The sequence below is a fragment of the Roseateles sp. T103 genome, from assembly GCF_057219915.1.
This window is the reverse complement of the sequence record NZ_JBXVVS010000005.1, coordinates 110,287-125,865: the sequence shown is the minus strand read 5'-3', so window position 1 is coordinate 125,865 and position 15,579 is coordinate 110,287. Positions and strand designations below refer to the sequence as shown.

Here is a 15,579-nt window from a genome sequence, read left to right as displayed (position 1 = left end):
TAAAGCCGGCGGGCCTCAGGTGCGGCGCGCCAGGCCCAGCACCGGCTGCAGCGCCTGCAGCAGCTGCCGCTGGGCTTGCTCCAGCGCATGCAGCTGGGGCTTCAGCTGCGCGGCTGGCTGCTGCAGCGCCAGGGCCTGCTCGATCTCGCCGGCCAGTCGCTGCACCGTGCTGGCGCCCACATGCGCGGCAGCGCTGCGCAGCGCATGGGCCAGCTGGCGTGCCTGCTGCGCGTCTGCCTGGCCCAGCGCGGCGGCGATCTGCTCGGCCGACTGGCCATGGCCGTCGACGAAGAGGCGCAGCAGCTTCAGATAGAACTCCGGCCGGCCCAGTGCCTGCTGCAGCCCGGCCGCGCTGTCCAGCCCGTCGCAGGGGACGAGTCGCTGCAGCGCCTCCTGGGCGGCGACGCTTGCGGCGGCCGTGGCCGGCGCCGGCGCGGCGCCCGGCATGTCCGGCAGGCCGGTGGAGCTGCGGCGACCCAGCAGGTGCCGGCGCAGCAGCTCGAACAGGCGCAACGGGTCTATGGGCTTGGCGAGAAAGTCGCTCATGCCGGCGTCCAGGCAGCGCTGGCGATCACCGACGCCGACATTGGCGGTCATTGCGACGATGGGCAGCTCGGCCAGGCCTGGCAGCGCGCGGATCTGCCGTGTCGCGGCCAGACCGTCCAGGCGCGGCATCTGCATGTCCATCAGCACCAGGTCGAAGCGCTCATGGCCCAGGCGTTGCACCGCCTGCTCGCCGTCGCCGCTGATCTCCACCTGCAGGCCGATATTGCGCAGCAGCTCGCTGGCGACCTGCTGGTTGATCTCGTTGTCCTCCACCAGCAGCACGCGCGCGCCGTGCAGCTCGGCCGGCAGCGCCGCCGCCGGCGGGCGTGGCGGCTGCGTGGACGCTGCCGAGTCTGCCGCGCCCTGCAGCGCCTGCAGCAGCTGTTCGGCCAGCAGCGTGGGGATCACCGGCTTGCTCAGCAGACCCACGAAGCCGGCGCGCTCGGCCGCGGGCCAGACCTCCTGATGCCCGGCCCCGGCCAGCAGCACCAGCGCCGGCGCCTCGGGCTGCGCGCGCAGCAGCGCGGCGCTGGCCGGTCCGTCGCCTTCGGGCAGCTGCCAGTCCACCAGCGCCAGCTCGTAGCGCTGTCCAGCCCGGGCTGCCTCAGCGATGGCCGCGCTGGCGGCGCTGGCGCTGTCGACCGCGCCGACCTCGAAGCCCTGGCCGGCCAGCATGTCGCACAGCGCCTGGCGTGCCGCGGTGTTGTCGTCCACCACCAGCACGCGCCGTGCGGCGGCATCGGCATGGCGCTGCAGCAGCGGCCGCGCCTGGCGGGCCAGGCCCAGCCGCGCGGTGAACCAGAAGGTCGAGCCCGCGCCGGGGCTGCTGTGCACGCCGACCTCGCCGCCCATCAGCTCGGCCAGGCTGCGCACGATGGCCAGGCCCAGCCCGGTGCCGCCGTAGCGCCGGCTGGTCGAGCTGTCGGCCTGCTGGAAGCGCTGGAACAGCTGGGCGATCTGTTCGGCGCTGAGACCGATGCCGGTGTCCCGCACCTCGAAGCGCAGCAGCACGCTGTCGGTCTCGCGCTGCTGCACGGCGACGTGCAGCTGGACTTCGCCACGTTCGGTGAACTTGACCGCGTTGTTGCCGTAGTTGATCAGCACCTGGCCCAGGCGCAGCGCATCGCCGACCAGCGCATCGGGCACCTCGGGTGCGATGTCGAAGATCAGCTCCAGGCCCTTGGCATCCGCCTTCTCGGCCAGCAGCGCGGCCACCTTGTCGAGCACGGCGCTGAGGCGGAATTCGGCGCGCTCCAGGCTGAGCTTGTCGGCCTCGACCTTGGAGAAGTCGAGGATGTCGTTGACCAGCCCGAGCAGATGCTGGGCCGAGACCTGGATCTTGCGCAGGTAGTCGCTCTGCTTGGTGTCGAGCGGCGTCTGCAGCGTCAGGTAGGTCAGGCCGATGATGGCGTTCATCGGCGTGCGGATCTCGTGGCTCATATTGGCCAGGAAGGCGCTCTTCGCCGCATTGGCGGCCTCGGCGGCTTCCTTGGCGGCCTGCAGCGTCGCGGCGGCCTCGTGCTCGGGCGTGATGTCCTCGACGATGCCCAGCACCGCCTCGCCCAGCGTCGCGGTGGCGATGCGCCGGCCGGTGAGGCGCGCCCAGAACAGGCTGCCGTCGCGGCGGTGCAGCTGCTGCTCGCGCTGATGCGTCAGCCCGAGGTTGATCTGCTCGTAGGCCTCGCTGCCGCCGCGCAGGTAACTCTGCTCGTCCGGGTACCAGATGCGCGTGGCCAGGCCCTGCATCGATCCGCTCGGGTAGCCGAAGATCTCTTCCAGCCGCGGGTTGCAGCGCTGGATGACGCGGTCCTGCAGCAGGGCGATGCCGACCGGGACGGTGTCGAAGATCGCCGCCTGTTCGTCGTTGGTGGCGCGCAGCGTGAGCTGCTGGCGCTCCAGCGCGGCGGTGATCTCCTGCAGCCTTGCGGTGCGCTGTGCGACCAGCGCCTCCAGATTGCTGTTCAGCGCCTCGATCTCCTGCTGCGCGCGCAGCCGCTCGGTGATGTCGCGCAGCGTGATGGTGAAGATCTGCTCGTCGCCCAGGCGCAGATGCGAGATCGAGGCCTCGGCCGGGAACTCGCTGCCATCGAGCCGCCGGCCATGGACGACGGTATGGCGCGCCATCGCGCGGCGGTCCGCCTGCGAGGCGGCAAAGCCGCGCATGTGCTCGGCGTGCCTGGCGCGCGCGCCCGCCGGCACCAGCAGCTCCACAGGCTGGCCGAGCAGCTGTGCCTCGCTGGCGCCGAAGAGCTGCAGCGCCGCCCGGTTGACCATGGTGATGTGCTGGGTGGCATCGGTGGTGACGATCGCGTCCATCGCCGCCTCGACGATGCCGGCCAGGCGCGAGCGGCTGGCCTCCAGCTGCGCGCGGGCATCGGCGATGCGCTGCGTCATCTCGTTGAAGCTGGCGGCCAGCGCGGCCACCTCCTGCGGGCCGGATTCGGCCGCCGGCGCAGCGATCTCGCCGTTCGCGGCCAGCTGCTGTGCCGCCGCCTCGAGCCGGGCCAGCGGGCGCGTGACGCGGCTGCGCAGCAGCCAAGCCATCGCCAGGGCCAGCGCCAGTGTGGCCGCCGCCTGCGGCAGCAGACCCGTCAGCGCCTCATGGCGTGCCTGCGCGAACTCATGGCCGAGGTCGAACTCGGCGAACACCACGCCACGGTCCAGATCGCGCAGCCGGTCCACGTCGCGCCGCACGAAGTAGGGCAGCATCAGGCTGATGCGGCGCCGGTCCGGGCTGATCTGCAGGTCCGGGCTGCGCCCCTGCGTGACGCGCGAGAAGCGCGCCGCATCGAAGCCCGAAGCCAGGTCTGCAGCGAGCCGTCCCACCCAGGCCCGGCGGTGGGCCAGCTCGACGGCGCCGCCGGCATTGACCAGCACCAGCGCGGCGATGCGAGCATCGGCCGAGCGCAGCGCCAGATCGGAGGCCACCTCGCCGCGCTGGGTGCGCAGTTGCCGCTCGGCGCTACGCGCCAGATCCTCGGCCAGCAGCTGCAGGTCGCGCTGGGCCTGCTGCACCACTGCGTCCTGGCGATGTGCCACCGTGCTCTGGTAGCTCAGCGCCAGCGCCGCACCCATCGCTGCCAGCAGCATGGCCGGCAGCAGGTGGCGCAGCGTGTAGCTGCGCCGTCGCCGCGGCGGGCGGGTCTCGGGGCTGTCGGGGCGCGGCCCGGTGGTTGGCGTGTCCATCGCGGCGCTAGCCCGGCAGGAAGCTGGCGTCGAACAGCTCGGCCAGCGCGACGCTGCGCCGCAGCAGCCCCTGGCCCAGCATCTGCTGCTGCAGTCGCTGCACCGACTGCGCGAAGGCGCCGCCGGCCGGGTCGAGCAGGCGGCGATTCTGCGCCGCATCGGGCAGCTGCAAGCCGCGGAAGCTGGGCAGCACCGCCTCCGGCGGCAGCTGCAGGCGTGGCGCCATCAGCCGGACCGCACGCTCGGGCTGTTCGCGCAGCAGCTGCAAGGCGGTGAAGTGGCCGGCGACGAGCTGCCGCAGCGCGCTGTGCTGCGACTGCAACACGTCGGCGCGCGCGGTCAGCACATCGACGATGCGCTCGGGGATGGCGCGGCTGTCGAAGAGGCGCACCGCACCCTCGGCCTCGAGTTGGGCGGCCCAGGGCTCGGCGGTGACGACGGCATCCACCTCGCCGCTGCGGTAGGCCTCGACGCTGCCATCCAGCGTGATGGGGACTTTGACCACCATGCCCGGGCTCAGACCTGCAGCGTCCAGCAAGGCGCCCAGCATCACCGCGCCGGAAGCGTCGTCCTCCACGCCGATGCGCTTGCCGGCCAGCTCGGCCAGGCTGGGCAGCGGATGGCGCGACAGCACCACATCGGCGCCAGCCGAGATGTCCAGCACCGCCAGCACGCGCAGATCCACGCCGTCGGCGCGCTGCGACATCGCCTCGTCCAGCGTCAGCGCGGCGGCCTCCAGTCTGCCGGTGGCCAGAGCGCGCATGGTGTCGGTGTTGGAGTGCATCTCGACCAGCCGCAGCTGCGACTCGTCGAGCAGGCCCAGCTCGCGAGCCAGGAACAGCAGCTCGTAGCCCGGAAAGACGATGCTGCCCACGCGCAGCCGCGGCAGCGGCGCCGTGCAGGCAGCGAGCAGGGTCACAGCGCCGGCGGCCGCGCCAAGCAGGCGCCGGCGCCTGCTGTCGACGTCAGGGCGGCAAAGGGGGGTGTCAGTCATCGTCCGGGACACCGGCCTCGGCGCCGCTGCAGCTGCGGCGTTCTCGGAAGGCCGGACCTCCGCCGGCTTTATAACCCGACTTCCTGCAGGGGCTTGTCCTCGGAGGGTGGCTCCTGGCGCGGAAATGGCCTGTTAGCGACAGCTGGGGCGGCAGTTTGTCACGCCGAGTCCCTGCACGTCCGGTCGGGGCGCCTGCGCTGCGCCCGCCTAGCGCCGCCCGAACATCATCTGCCGCGCCAGCGCCTTCTTCAGCGGCGGCAGCGCCTGCAGCGCCGCCAGGCCCAGGCCGCGCGCCAGCGGCAGCCCCGGCCAGCGCCAGGCGAAGCTGCGCGCGAGGAAGTCGGTGGCGACGATGGTGCTCCAGCGGTCCGGGGCGCGCTGCCATTCGACGCTGCGCAAGGCGGCATCGATGTCGGTGGGACGGCGGCGCAGCGCATCGACCAGCGCATAGGCATCGCGCAAGCCCAGGTTCAGGCCCTGTCCGGCCACCGGGTGCAGGGTCTGCGCGGCATTGCCGATGCGGATGCTGCGGCCTTCGACCAGCGTGCGTTCGGCGTTCAGCCCCAGCGGGAAGCATTTCAGCGGCGAGATGCCCAGCAGCGTGCCGGCTGCGGCGGGCAGCAGGTGCTGGATCACCGCAATGCGCTGCGCGTCGCTGAGCGAGGCGATGTCGTCCTCGTCCTGCGGCATGCACCAGACCAGCGCGGCGCGGCGCTCGCCGGGCTGCTGCGTCGGGAGTGGGGGCAGCGGCAGCAGCGCCAGCGGGCCGTTGCGCGTGAAGCGCTCGAAGGCCATGCCCGGCGGGCAGTCGGGCGACAGCGTCACCGTGCCCACCCAGGCGTTCTGCCGGTAGTCATGGGCGAGGCCCTTGCGTGCCTGCTCGGCAAAGACACCACCTTCGGCGATCACCGCCAGATCGAAGGACTCGACGATGCCCGCGTCGATCTCGACGCCGCCGGCCAGGCGCTTGATGTCGGCGACCGGCGTGCCGAAGCGGCTGGTCAGCCGCTTCGGCTCGGCCGCAGCGCGCTGCAGCCAGGCGGCCTGCAGCGGCGCGACCAGCTGGCCGTAGGCGAGCACCGCGCCGAGCAGGGCCACGCCCTGCTCGGCGGCGCTGATGCGAACCTCGGGCTGGCCGGCGCTGCCGAAGAACTCATGGTTCAGCGTCGGCGGCGCCTGGCTGACATGCACCTGCAGGATGGGTTCGGCCTGAGCGGCCGGCCAGCAGGCCAGGCGCTGCAGCAGCTGCACGCTGCCCAGGCTGAGCGCCAGCGTGCGCGGGTCGCCGGAGATGTCGCGCTCCAGCGGCCGCGCGTCGAACAGGCTGACCTGCGCCTGCGGCAGCCGCTGTGCGGCCAGCAGCGCCAGCGCCAGGCCGGCCGGGCCGGCGCCGACCACGGCCAGGCGCAGCGGCGGGGTCAGGGGGTCGGGCGGGAGAAGAGGGTCAGGTCTTGCGTCGGACATCGGGTGGGTACTGCCAGGCCGGAGGTTCACCGGGTGCACAGCACTATAGCCAGCTCATCCATGATCGGTGCAGTTGGCGCGTTACCATGCCTCGCATGCAATGGAGTCGATGGGCGAGGGTGGCGTCACGGGTGCTGCTGGGGCTGCTGCTGGTGCGGGGCGCGTTCGGCGCGGAGCCGCATTTCGAGTCGGTGGGTGCGGACGTGATTCCGCGTGGCGTCGTGCCATCGATGGCCCAGGACCGCGCCGGCTTTCTGTGGATCGCCACCGGTGACGGTCTGGTGCGCTACGACGGCTACAGCTTCCGCGCCCAGTCATTGGTCGACCTGCCTGCGGCCGAGCGCAACCTGGGCTGGATCCGGGCCATGCTGGCGGCGCCCGATGGCCGGCTGTGGATCGGCACCGAGACCCGTGGCCTGGCGGTGTATGAGCCCAGCACGGGCCGGATAGAGCTGCTCGAGCCTCGGGCGATCCATCAGCCCCAGCCAACGATACGTGCGCTGGCCCAGGACCGGCAAGGCGGCATCTGGATCGGCAGCATAGGCGGTGCGCTGCGCCGCTACGACCCTCAGCATCGAAGCTGGCGGGATCTCGGCCTGCCGGACCCGCGCGTCGAGTCGCTGCTGGTCGACCAGCAGGGGCGGCTGTGGATCGGCAGCTGGCAGGGGCTGCTGCGACTCGATGCCGGGGCTGCAGCGCCGCAGCCGGTGCTGCAGGAATTGCTCGCCGGTCGCCGCATCACCGCGCTGCATCTGGGCCGCGACGGCCGGCTCTGGATCGGCACGCAGCATGGCGATCTGGTGGTCCATGACCTTCGCTCGGGCGAGGCCCGCATGCTGGGCACGGCTGCGGACACGCAGATTGCCAGCGCCGAAGCGGTGAGCAGCATCGCCGAACTGCCCGACGGGCAGATCTGGGTGGGCCGTTCATCCGGCATCGACCTGATCGACAGCCAGGACGGCCGGCTGCTGCACAAGGTGCGACCCGAGCCCGGGCGCGATGGCGCCTTGCGCTCCCGACAGGTGACCCAGCTGCTGCTGGATCGCGCAGGCTGGTTGTGGGTCAGTGGCTTCGGTCTGGGCCTGCAGCGGCACAACCCGGGCAACAAAGCGATTGCGGTGGAGCTGCCAGGCGAGCCGGCTCGCTCAGGCAAGGAAAGTCTGGATGTGCGGCAGGTGCTGCCGCTGCGCAATGGCGAGGTCTGGCTGGCATCCGAGCAGGGCGGCATCCTGGCGCTGGACGCGCAATTGCGCTACCAGGGAGGTCTGGAGGTGCGGCCAAGGCGGGGCAAGGGCCAGCCCCAGGCCTGGGCGATGGCCGAGGCGCGGGATGGCACGGTCTGGATTGGTGCCGGCGCGGAGCTGCTGCAGTACAGCCCACGGCGCCAGCTGCTGCGCAGCCTGGTCCACGGCGGCGGCATGACGCGTCGCCTGGTGGTGTCCCGGGAGGGCACGGTCTGGATCGGCACAGAGGACGGGCTCTACCGCCTGCGGCCGGGTGCGGACCGCGTCGAGCGCCTGCGGCTTGCCGATGGGCGGGCGCTGTCGGGTGAAATGCATGCGATCACCCAGGCGCCGGACGGCAGCATGTGGTTCGGCGCGATGCCGGGGCTCTACCGTCTGGGCAGCGATGGGCAGACGCTGGAGCTGGTGCGCACGGCGCCAGATGCGGGCCTGGGCAATCCCGTGGTGCTGGGCATCCTCTTCGACCGCGCGGGTCGCCTGTGGGTGGACACCGCCGTCACGGGACTGCATCTGGCGCAGGACTGGAAGGCGCCGGAGCTGCGCTTTGCGCGGATCAGCGAACGCCATGGCGAGATCGGCCGACCCTTCGGTGCCAATCTGATGGAGGATGGCCAGGGGCGCATCTGGACGCATATGTATGTGTACGACCCGGCGTCCGACCGGCTGGATGCGCTTCGTCCTGCCGATGGTGTGAACTTCGGCACGGGCTGGTTTCAGTCCTTCGGCCAGCATCCCGATGGGCGCATGTTCTTCGGCGGCAGTCGCGGCCTGCTGGTGGTCAGGCCGGAGCTGTTTCGGCCTTCCGCCGATCAGCCGCCGGTGGTGGTGTCCGAGCTTCGCATCGATGGCCAGCCGCGCCTTGCCGGAGACCTGCGCCAGGGCTTGCGTCTGGAGCCGGGGCAGCGCGGCTTCAGTCTGGAGTTCGCGACGCTGGACTTCAGCGAGCCCGCGAGGCTGCGCTATGCCTATCGTCTCGAAGGCTATGACAGCGACTGGATCACGACCGGCGCGGACTTTCGCGTGGTCAGCTACGGCAACCTGCCGCCCGGCCGCTATCTGCTGAAGCTGCGGGGCAGCAACCGCAGCGGCCTGTGGAGCCCTCACGAACTCCACATACCGGTGGAGGTGCTGCCGGCCTGGTGGCAGCGCTGGTGGGCGCGAGCCCTGGCGGCACTGCTGACAGCGGCCGCCCTGCTGGGGCTGGTGCAGCTGCGCACCCGCCAGTTGCGCCAGCATCAGCTGGTGCTGGAGCACAAGGTGCGCGAGCGGACCGCGGCGCTGGAGGAGGCCAGCCTCAGCGACCCGCTGACCGGGCTGCGCAACCGGCGCTTCCTGGCGCAGCAAATTGCCGCCGACGTCTCGATCTGCCAGCGCAGGTATCAGGGGTGGTCAGCACAGCAGCCGGCACCCGTGGATGCCGATCTGCTCTTCTTCCTGATCGATGTCGACCACTTCAAGGCCATCAATGACCGCCATGGGCACGCGGCGGGAGACGAGGTGATACGCCAGATGGGCGAGCGCCTGAAGCCGGTCTTTCGCGATGGCGACTACCTGATCCGCTGGGGTGGCGAGGAGTTTCTGGTCGTGGCACGCGGCAGCGACAGGCGCCATGCAGCGGAGATCAGCGAGCGTGTGCGCCAGGCAGTGGCCGATGCGCCCTTCCGGCTGCCCGGCGGACAGACCCTGTCGGTGCGCTGCTCCACCGGCTTTGCGGCCTTTCCCTTGATCCCGTCCCAGCCGTTCGCGCTGGGCTGGGACGAGACCATCAATCTGGCCGATGCCGCGCTCTATGACGCGAAGGCGCGCGGTCGCAATGCCTGGACGGGCGTGCTGCAGGCCCAGGCCGCCCTGGCGCACAGACCGTCGGCGCAGGAATGGTTGGCGACCGGCGAGCTTGAGCTGGTCCGCTCGGACGGCTGAACCGGCGCTCGTCCCGGGACCAGCGCCAGTGCCTCGATGCGACAGGGCGCGCCGGCTCAGGCGCTGAGCAGCTTGCGCTGGCCGGCGCCGGGCAGCACCTTCCAGCTGGCACCGGTCGTCGCGGTGTACGTGCGCTCGAGCACGCTGCTGGTGAAGACGAAGTCGGCGCGGCATTCGGCGGGCGTGGCGGTGATCAGCAGATAGCCGCGGCGCGAGGTGTCGCAGTACTTCAGCGTCTTGATCAGCTGGGTCAGCGCGCCGGCCAGCACGGCCGGGTTCTCCTTGGGCAGGTATTCCTCGAAGCCCGGCGAGCTGACCGAGCTGGTGCCGAATTCCACACCGACCGGGTTGCCCGCGTAGTCCTGCAGCTCGCTGGCCCAGGCGTTGTGCGTGTCGCCGGCGAGCACGACCAGGTTCTTGTCGAGCTGGCGCGCGCTGGCCAGCACGGTCTCGCGCGCCATCGCGTAGCCGTCCCAGGCGTCGAGGTTGTAGGGAATCGCGGGCTGGGCGAGGACGGCCTTCTCGGTGGCGGTCAGCGTGGCCGGCGCGGTCTGCGCCTTGGCGACGATAGCTGCGTAGGTCGAGACGCTGACGCCGCTGCCCGGATTGTTGGCCTCGAAGAGGATGGGTGCGGGGATGTTCATGCGCGCCATCAGCACCTGCTGGCCGAGCAGCTGCCAGGTCGCGCTGGAGGCGGCCAGCTGGCGCTGCAGCCAGGCGGTCTGCGTGGCGCCCAGCAGCTGGCGGCTGGTGCTGGCCATGTCGGCGGCGAAGGCGCTCGCATTGAAGCCGTTGGCCGTCATGTAGTTTGCATAGTCGAGCTGCTTGTCGCGGCCGACGATGCGCGTGTCCAGCATGTGCAGCGAGACCAGGCTGCCGAAGTCGAAGCTGCGGTAGATCTGCTCGCGGCTTGAGCCGGTGCGGATCGGCATCCATTCATGGTAGGCCTGCATCGCGGCGGCCTTGCGCGCGCCCCAGTCGCCTTCGCTGGCGCTTTGGTGGTTGTCGGCGCCGTTCATGTAGGCGTCGTTGGTGAACTCGTGGTCGTCCCAGACCGCGATCATCGGCGCGGCCGCATGCAGGGCCTGCAGGTTCGCGTCGCTGCGGTACTGCGCATAGCGGCGGCGGTAGTCGGCCAGCGCGACGATTTCGGTCGCAGGCTGCACCTCGCGGCCCAGGCTGGCGGCCTTGCTGCTGGCGTAGCCGTCGCGTCCGTATTCGTAGATGTAGTCGCCCAGGTGCAGCACCGCGTCCAGGTCCTCGCGCTTGGCGGCTTCGGCATAGGCATGGAAATAGCCGGCCGGATAGTTCGAGCAGGAGAACACCGCCAGCTTCACCTGCGCGACGCTGCCGGTCGGCAAGGTCTTGGTGCGGCCGACGGCTGAGCGTGTGTCGCCGACGGCGAAGCGGTACCAGTAGCGCGTGCCCGCCTGCAGCCCGCTGGCGTCGACCTTGACGGTGAAGTCGCTGGACGCCTTGGCCACCGCGCTGCCGCGTGCGGCGATGCTGGTGAAGTTGGCGTCGCTGGCGACTTCCCAGCTCACCGTCACGTCGGCGCTGTCCAGACCGTCCTGCACCAGCACGCGGGTCCACAGGATCACGCGGTCGGCCAGCGGATCGCCGCTGGCCACGCCTTGGGGGAAGCTGGCCTGCAGCGAGTCGCTGCCGCCGCAGCCGGACAGCAGCGCGCCGCTGCCGCCCAGCGTGGTCAGCGCGACGGCGCCGCGGACGAAGCCGCGCCGGCCGGCATCGTGCGTGGCGGCCGCTTCGGCGATCAGGTTGTGGACGGGCTTGCTGGGGGTATCGGGTGTGGTGCTCATGCGCGCAGTCTCGGCGTCACAGATGACAGCGATACGACAAGCGCACGGCAGTCGCATGGTCTGCCGCCCCTGCGGCTGACAGGGGCCATGCCGCTGGGCTACGCTTGCCGCCACTTCCGCAAACACGCACACAAGCACTGGAGACCCCATGCAATACCGTCGTCTGGGCCGCAGCGGCCTGCAGGTGTCCGAGCTCTCGCTGGGCTCGTGGATCACCTATGCCAACCAGGTCGATGTCGCCGCCGCCGCCGAGATGCTGGCTGCCGCCTTCGATGCCGGCGTGAACTTCTTCGACAACGCCGAGGTCTATGCGCTGGGCAAGAGCGAGCAGGTGATGGGCGAGGCCTTCAAACGCTTGAGCTGGCCGCGTCACCGCTACATCGTCTCGACCAAGTTCTTCTGGGGCATCGATCGCGAGCCGGCCTGCACCGTCAACTTCCAGAACACGCTGAACCGCAAATACCTGATGCAGGCGATCGACGGCTCGCTCAAGCGCCTGCAGCTCGACCATGTGGACCTGATCTACTGCCACCGCCCCGATCCGCACACGCCGATCGAGGAGACGGTGTGGGCGATGAGCGACATCATCCGCCAGGGCAAGGCGCTGTACTGGGGCACCAGCGAATGGAGCGCCGACGAGATCCGCGCGGCCTGGAACATCGCCGAGCGCCACCACCTGCACAAGCCGGTGATGGAGCAGCCGCAGTACCACCTGTTCCATCGCAAGCGCGTCGAGCAGGAGTACGCGCGGCTTTACGAGGACATCGGCCTGGGCCTGACCACCTGGAGCCCGCTGGCCTCGGGCCTGCTGACCGGCAAGTACCGCCACGGCATCCCCGCGGGCAGCCGCGGCGCGATGGACAACCTGGCCTGGATGCGCGATCAGCTCACCGACCCGGCGCGCAATGCCGCGGTCGCGCAGCTGGAGCCTATCGCCGCCGAGCTGGGCGGCACGCTGGCGCAGCTGGCGATCGCGTGGATCAACAAGAACCCGCGCGTGTCGACCGTGATCCTCGGCGCCAGCAAGCTGGCCCAGCTGCAGGACAACCTGGGCGCGCTGGCGCTGGCGCCCAAGCTCACGCCCGAGTTGATGGCGCGCATCGACGCGATCTGTCAGCCGCTGGCGGAGTGAGGCGGCGCAGCGGACCGCTTTTCTCCAGGAGCCGGGTCGTGCCGACCGGCTAGCATCACGCCCGATGCGCTCGCTCCATTTGCTGTACCTGCTGCTACGTCGTTCGCTGCTGCTTGGCCTGATGCTGCTGCTGTGTCAGCTGCCGGCTGTCGCCGCGACAGCGGCGGCCGGTGCGCCTTTGCTGGCGCAGCCGCGCTTCGAAACGGTCGGCGACTCCAGCACCGTGCCGCAGAGCGTGGTCTCGGCCCTGGCCCAGGATCAGCAGGGCCTGCTGTGGATAGGTACTGGCGCGGGCCTGGTGCGGCACGATGGCTACACCTTCCGGCCATTCCGTCTGGAGCGTGAGGGGCGCAACGGTGGCAGCCTGGGCTTCGTGCGCGTGATGATGGTGGCCCGCGACGGCCGGCTGTGGGTGGGCACCGAATCCGACGGCCTGGTGCGGCTGGATCCGCGCAGCGAGGAGGCGACCGCCTATCGAAGCGACCCGGCGCAGCCCGACGGCATCTCGCCCGGTACGGTGCGTGGGCTGGCCGAGGATGCCGATGGCGCCATCTGGATCGGCACCATCGGTCGCGGCCTGGACCGCCTGGACGTGCGCAGCGGCCGCTTCAGCCATTACCGCAAGGCGGACGCAGCGCTGGGTCTGGCCGACGACCGCATCCAGACTCTGCTGATCGACCGCAAAGGCACGCTCTGGGTGGGCAGCTGGGCGGGGCTGCAGCGACGTCCCCGCGACGGCAGCCGTTTCGAGACGGTGGCGCCGGCGCTGGCCGGGCAGATCGTCACCGCGATCCACGAAGCGAGCGATGGCCGCATCTGGGCCGGCTCGCAGCAGGGCACGTTGGTGCAGCTGTCCGGCGATGGCAGCGATGAGCGCGTGTTCACCCGGCCCCAGGACGGACTCGGCAGCGTGCATGGCTTCGCCGAACTGGATCAGCGCCAGCTCTGGGTCGCACGCGGCAGTGGCATCGAGCATCGCGATGCCGAAGGTCAGCTGATGCGACGCATCCAGCATGCGCGGGGCGACCCGGCTGGCGGGCTGGGCAGCAACGAGGTGCGCGCGCTGCTGCGCGATCGCGCCGGTTGGATCTGGGTCGGCAGCTACGGCGGCGGCCTGCAGCGCCACAACCCGGTGGACACCGGCATCTGGGTGCGCGGCCCGGACCTTGCGCCCGGAAGCGCCTTCGACGACGCCAGCACGCGCAGCCTGCTGCAGCTGGACAGTGGCGAGATCTGGGTCGGTACCAGCGAGCGCGGGCTGGCGGTGTTCGACGAGCAGCTGCGCCTGATGGGCACATTGCGCCCCGGCCAGGGCGGCTTCGCCGGGCGGCGCATCGGCGGCATGGCCCAGACCCGCGATGGCCGTCTGTGGGTCGGGGCCGATGCCGAGGTCTACGAGCTGGACCGCCAGCGTCGGGTGCTGCAGCGTCTGAGCCTGACGGGCGGACGGGTGCGCCGCATGCTCGCCGGTGCGAGCGGCGAGCTCTGGATCGGCACGCAGGACGGCTTGTACCGCTATGCGCAGGGGCAGCTGGAGCGCATGGTCCTGGAGGACGGCCAGCGCCTCAGCGGCGATGTCAACGCCCTGGTGCCGGCTGCCGACGGCGGCTTGTGGATAGGCACCGAGCAGGGGCTGCTGCGCCTGCCGCCGGGGGCCGGGCAGCTGCAGCGCGTGCGCGAGCGCGCGGGGGCGGGCCTCGGCCATCCCTCGGTGCTGGGCCTGCTGCTCGATCGGCGCGGTCGTCTCTGGGTGGACACCGCGGACGGGCTGCGCCGCATGAGCAGCTGGGACGGCAGCGAGGCCGCGTTCGAGATCGTCGCGCAGCGCCTGAGCGGGCGCGCCTTCGGCGCCAACCTGCTCGAGGACCCGCAAGGCCGCATCTGGACGCAGCAGTATGTGTATGACCCCGCCACCGGCAAGATCGACGAACTGACGCCGGCCGACGGCGCGGACATCGGCACTGGCTGGTTCCGTTCCTATGCGCAGCTGCGCGACGGCCGCATGTTGTTCGGCGGCAGCAAGGGCCTGCTGGTGGTCGACCCGCAGCGCTACCAGCCCTGGAGCTACGCGCCGCCGCTGGTGGTCTCGGAGCTGCGCGTGGACGGGCAGCTGCGCGGCCTTGGCGAGCTCAGACAGGGGCTGGTTCTGCAGGCCGGTGAGCGTCGCTTCGCGATCGAGTTCGCAGCGCTGGACTTCAGTGCGCCGCTGCGCAGCAGCTACGCCTACCGGCTGCAGGGCTACGAGGATGACTGGATCAGCACCTCGGCCAATGTGCGCATCGCGGGCTATGGCAACCTGCCGCCGGGTCGCTACACGCTGCAGGTGCGCGCGACCAACCGCAGCGGCGCCTGGAGCAGCCACGAGCTGGCGATCCCGGTGCTGGTGAAGGCGGCCTGGTGGCAGCAGTGGTGGCTGCGGCTGCTGGCACTGGCGGCGACGCTGGCTGCGGTGGCTGGCGTGGTGCATCTGCGCACCGTGGTGCTGCGCCGCCGCCAGGCGCTGCTGGAGCAGCGCGTGCGCGAGCGCACCGCCGAACTGGAAGCCGCCACACGGGCGCTGCGGGAAGCCAGCCTGACCGATCCGCTCACCGGTCTGCGCAACCGCCGCTTCCTGACCCAGCATATCGAGACCGATGTGGCTTTGGCGCTGCGCCGCCATGCCAATGCGCAGCAGGCCGGGCAGCCGGTCCCCGAGGATGCCGATCTGCTGTTCTTCCTGATCGACATCGACCGTTTCAAGCGCATCAACGACGAGCAAGGGCACGCGGCCGGCGACGCCGTGCTGCAACAGATGCGCGCCCGGCTGGAGCCGGTGTTCCGCGAGAGCGACTGGCTGGTTCGCTGGGGCGGCGAGGAGTTCCTCATCGTCGCGCGCGGTACCTCGCGCCGGCACGCGGCCGAGCTGGCCGAGCGGGTGCGCCAGCGCGTGGCCGGCGAGCCGTTCCGGCTCGACGATGGCCGGCCGCTGGCAGTCAGCTGTTCGCTGGGCTTCGCCTGCTTCCCGCTGTCGACGCAGTGGGGGCCGGACTGGGCTGCCACGGTGGACCTCGCCGATGCCGCGCTCTACCAGGCCAAGCGTTCCGGTCGCGATGCCTGGGTGGGGGTGCTCGATGCCGGACAGGCGGATGTCGCCGCCCTCGCCGAGCGGCGCGGCAGCGCTGCCGCCTGGCTCGAGGAAGGGCGGCTGACGGTGGTGCGAAGTTCTGACGCCGCTGGCAACATCCCCGCCAGGCCCTAGCATCACGACCATGCGCTGGTTCCCTACTCTCGCGG

General features: G+C 71.1%; 7 protein-coding genes. 3 read left to right on the top strand and 4 right to left on the bottom strand.

The window, feature by feature from the left end; genetic code table 11:
- Positions 1-15: 15 nt before the first annotated feature.
- The 3 genes from AC2EBS_RS15050 to AC2EBS_RS15040 all read right to left on the bottom strand — a co-directional run bounded on the left by AC2EBS_RS15050 (position 16) and on the right by AC2EBS_RS15040 (position 6,190).
- Positions 16-3,732 carry a response regulator gene (locus tag AC2EBS_RS15050; protein ID WP_484729252.1) on the bottom strand — a complete coding sequence of 1,239 codons (3,717 nt, stop codon included), beginning with the start codon at positions 3,730-3,732 and terminating at the stop codon, positions 16-18.
- Between the two features lie 7 nt (positions 3,733-3,739).
- Complete coding sequence (locus tag AC2EBS_RS15045; RefSeq protein WP_484729251.1) at positions 3,740-4,726, bottom strand: ABC transporter substrate-binding protein; 987 nt, start codon at positions 4,724-4,726, stop codon at positions 3,740-3,742.
- A gap of 207 nt (positions 4,727-4,933) precedes the next feature.
- Positions 4,934-6,190: an FAD-dependent monooxygenase gene (locus tag AC2EBS_RS15040; RefSeq protein ID WP_484729250.1), complete on the bottom strand. Its 1,257-nt coding sequence runs from the start codon at positions 6,188-6,190 to the stop codon at positions 4,934-4,936.
- A 95-nt stretch (positions 6,191-6,285) separates the two neighbouring features.
- Between AC2EBS_RS15040 and AC2EBS_RS15035 the strand changes: the two genes are divergently transcribed.
- Positions 6,286-9,354 (top strand): ligand-binding sensor domain-containing diguanylate cyclase, encoded by a 3,069-nt coding sequence (locus tag AC2EBS_RS15035; RefSeq protein ID WP_484729249.1) that lies wholly within the window; start codon positions 6,286-6,288, stop codon positions 9,352-9,354.
- Positions 9,355-9,410: 56 nt separating this feature from the next.
- On the opposite strand, the gene AC2EBS_RS15030 is transcribed toward AC2EBS_RS15035, so the two are convergent.
- Positions 9,411-11,174, bottom strand: a complete 1,764-nt coding sequence (locus tag AC2EBS_RS15030) for an alkaline phosphatase D family protein (protein WP_484729248.1) — start codon at positions 11,172-11,174, stop codon at positions 9,411-9,413.
- A gap of 148 nt (positions 11,175-11,322) precedes the next feature.
- Here AC2EBS_RS15030 and AC2EBS_RS15025 point away from each other — a divergent pair, with 148 nt between their 5' ends.
- Together AC2EBS_RS15025 and AC2EBS_RS15020 are read left to right on the top strand one after the other, a co-directional pair.
- Positions 11,323-12,306 (top strand): potassium channel beta subunit family protein, encoded by a 984-nt coding sequence (locus AC2EBS_RS15025; RefSeq protein ID WP_484729247.1) that lies wholly within the window; start codon positions 11,323-11,325, stop codon positions 12,304-12,306.
- A 64-nt stretch (positions 12,307-12,370) separates the two neighbouring features.
- Positions 12,371-15,544: a two-component regulator propeller domain-containing protein gene (locus AC2EBS_RS15020; RefSeq protein WP_484729246.1), complete on the top strand. Its 3,174-nt coding sequence runs from the start codon at positions 12,371-12,373 to the stop codon at positions 15,542-15,544.
- Positions 15,545-15,579: the final 35 nt, after the last annotated feature.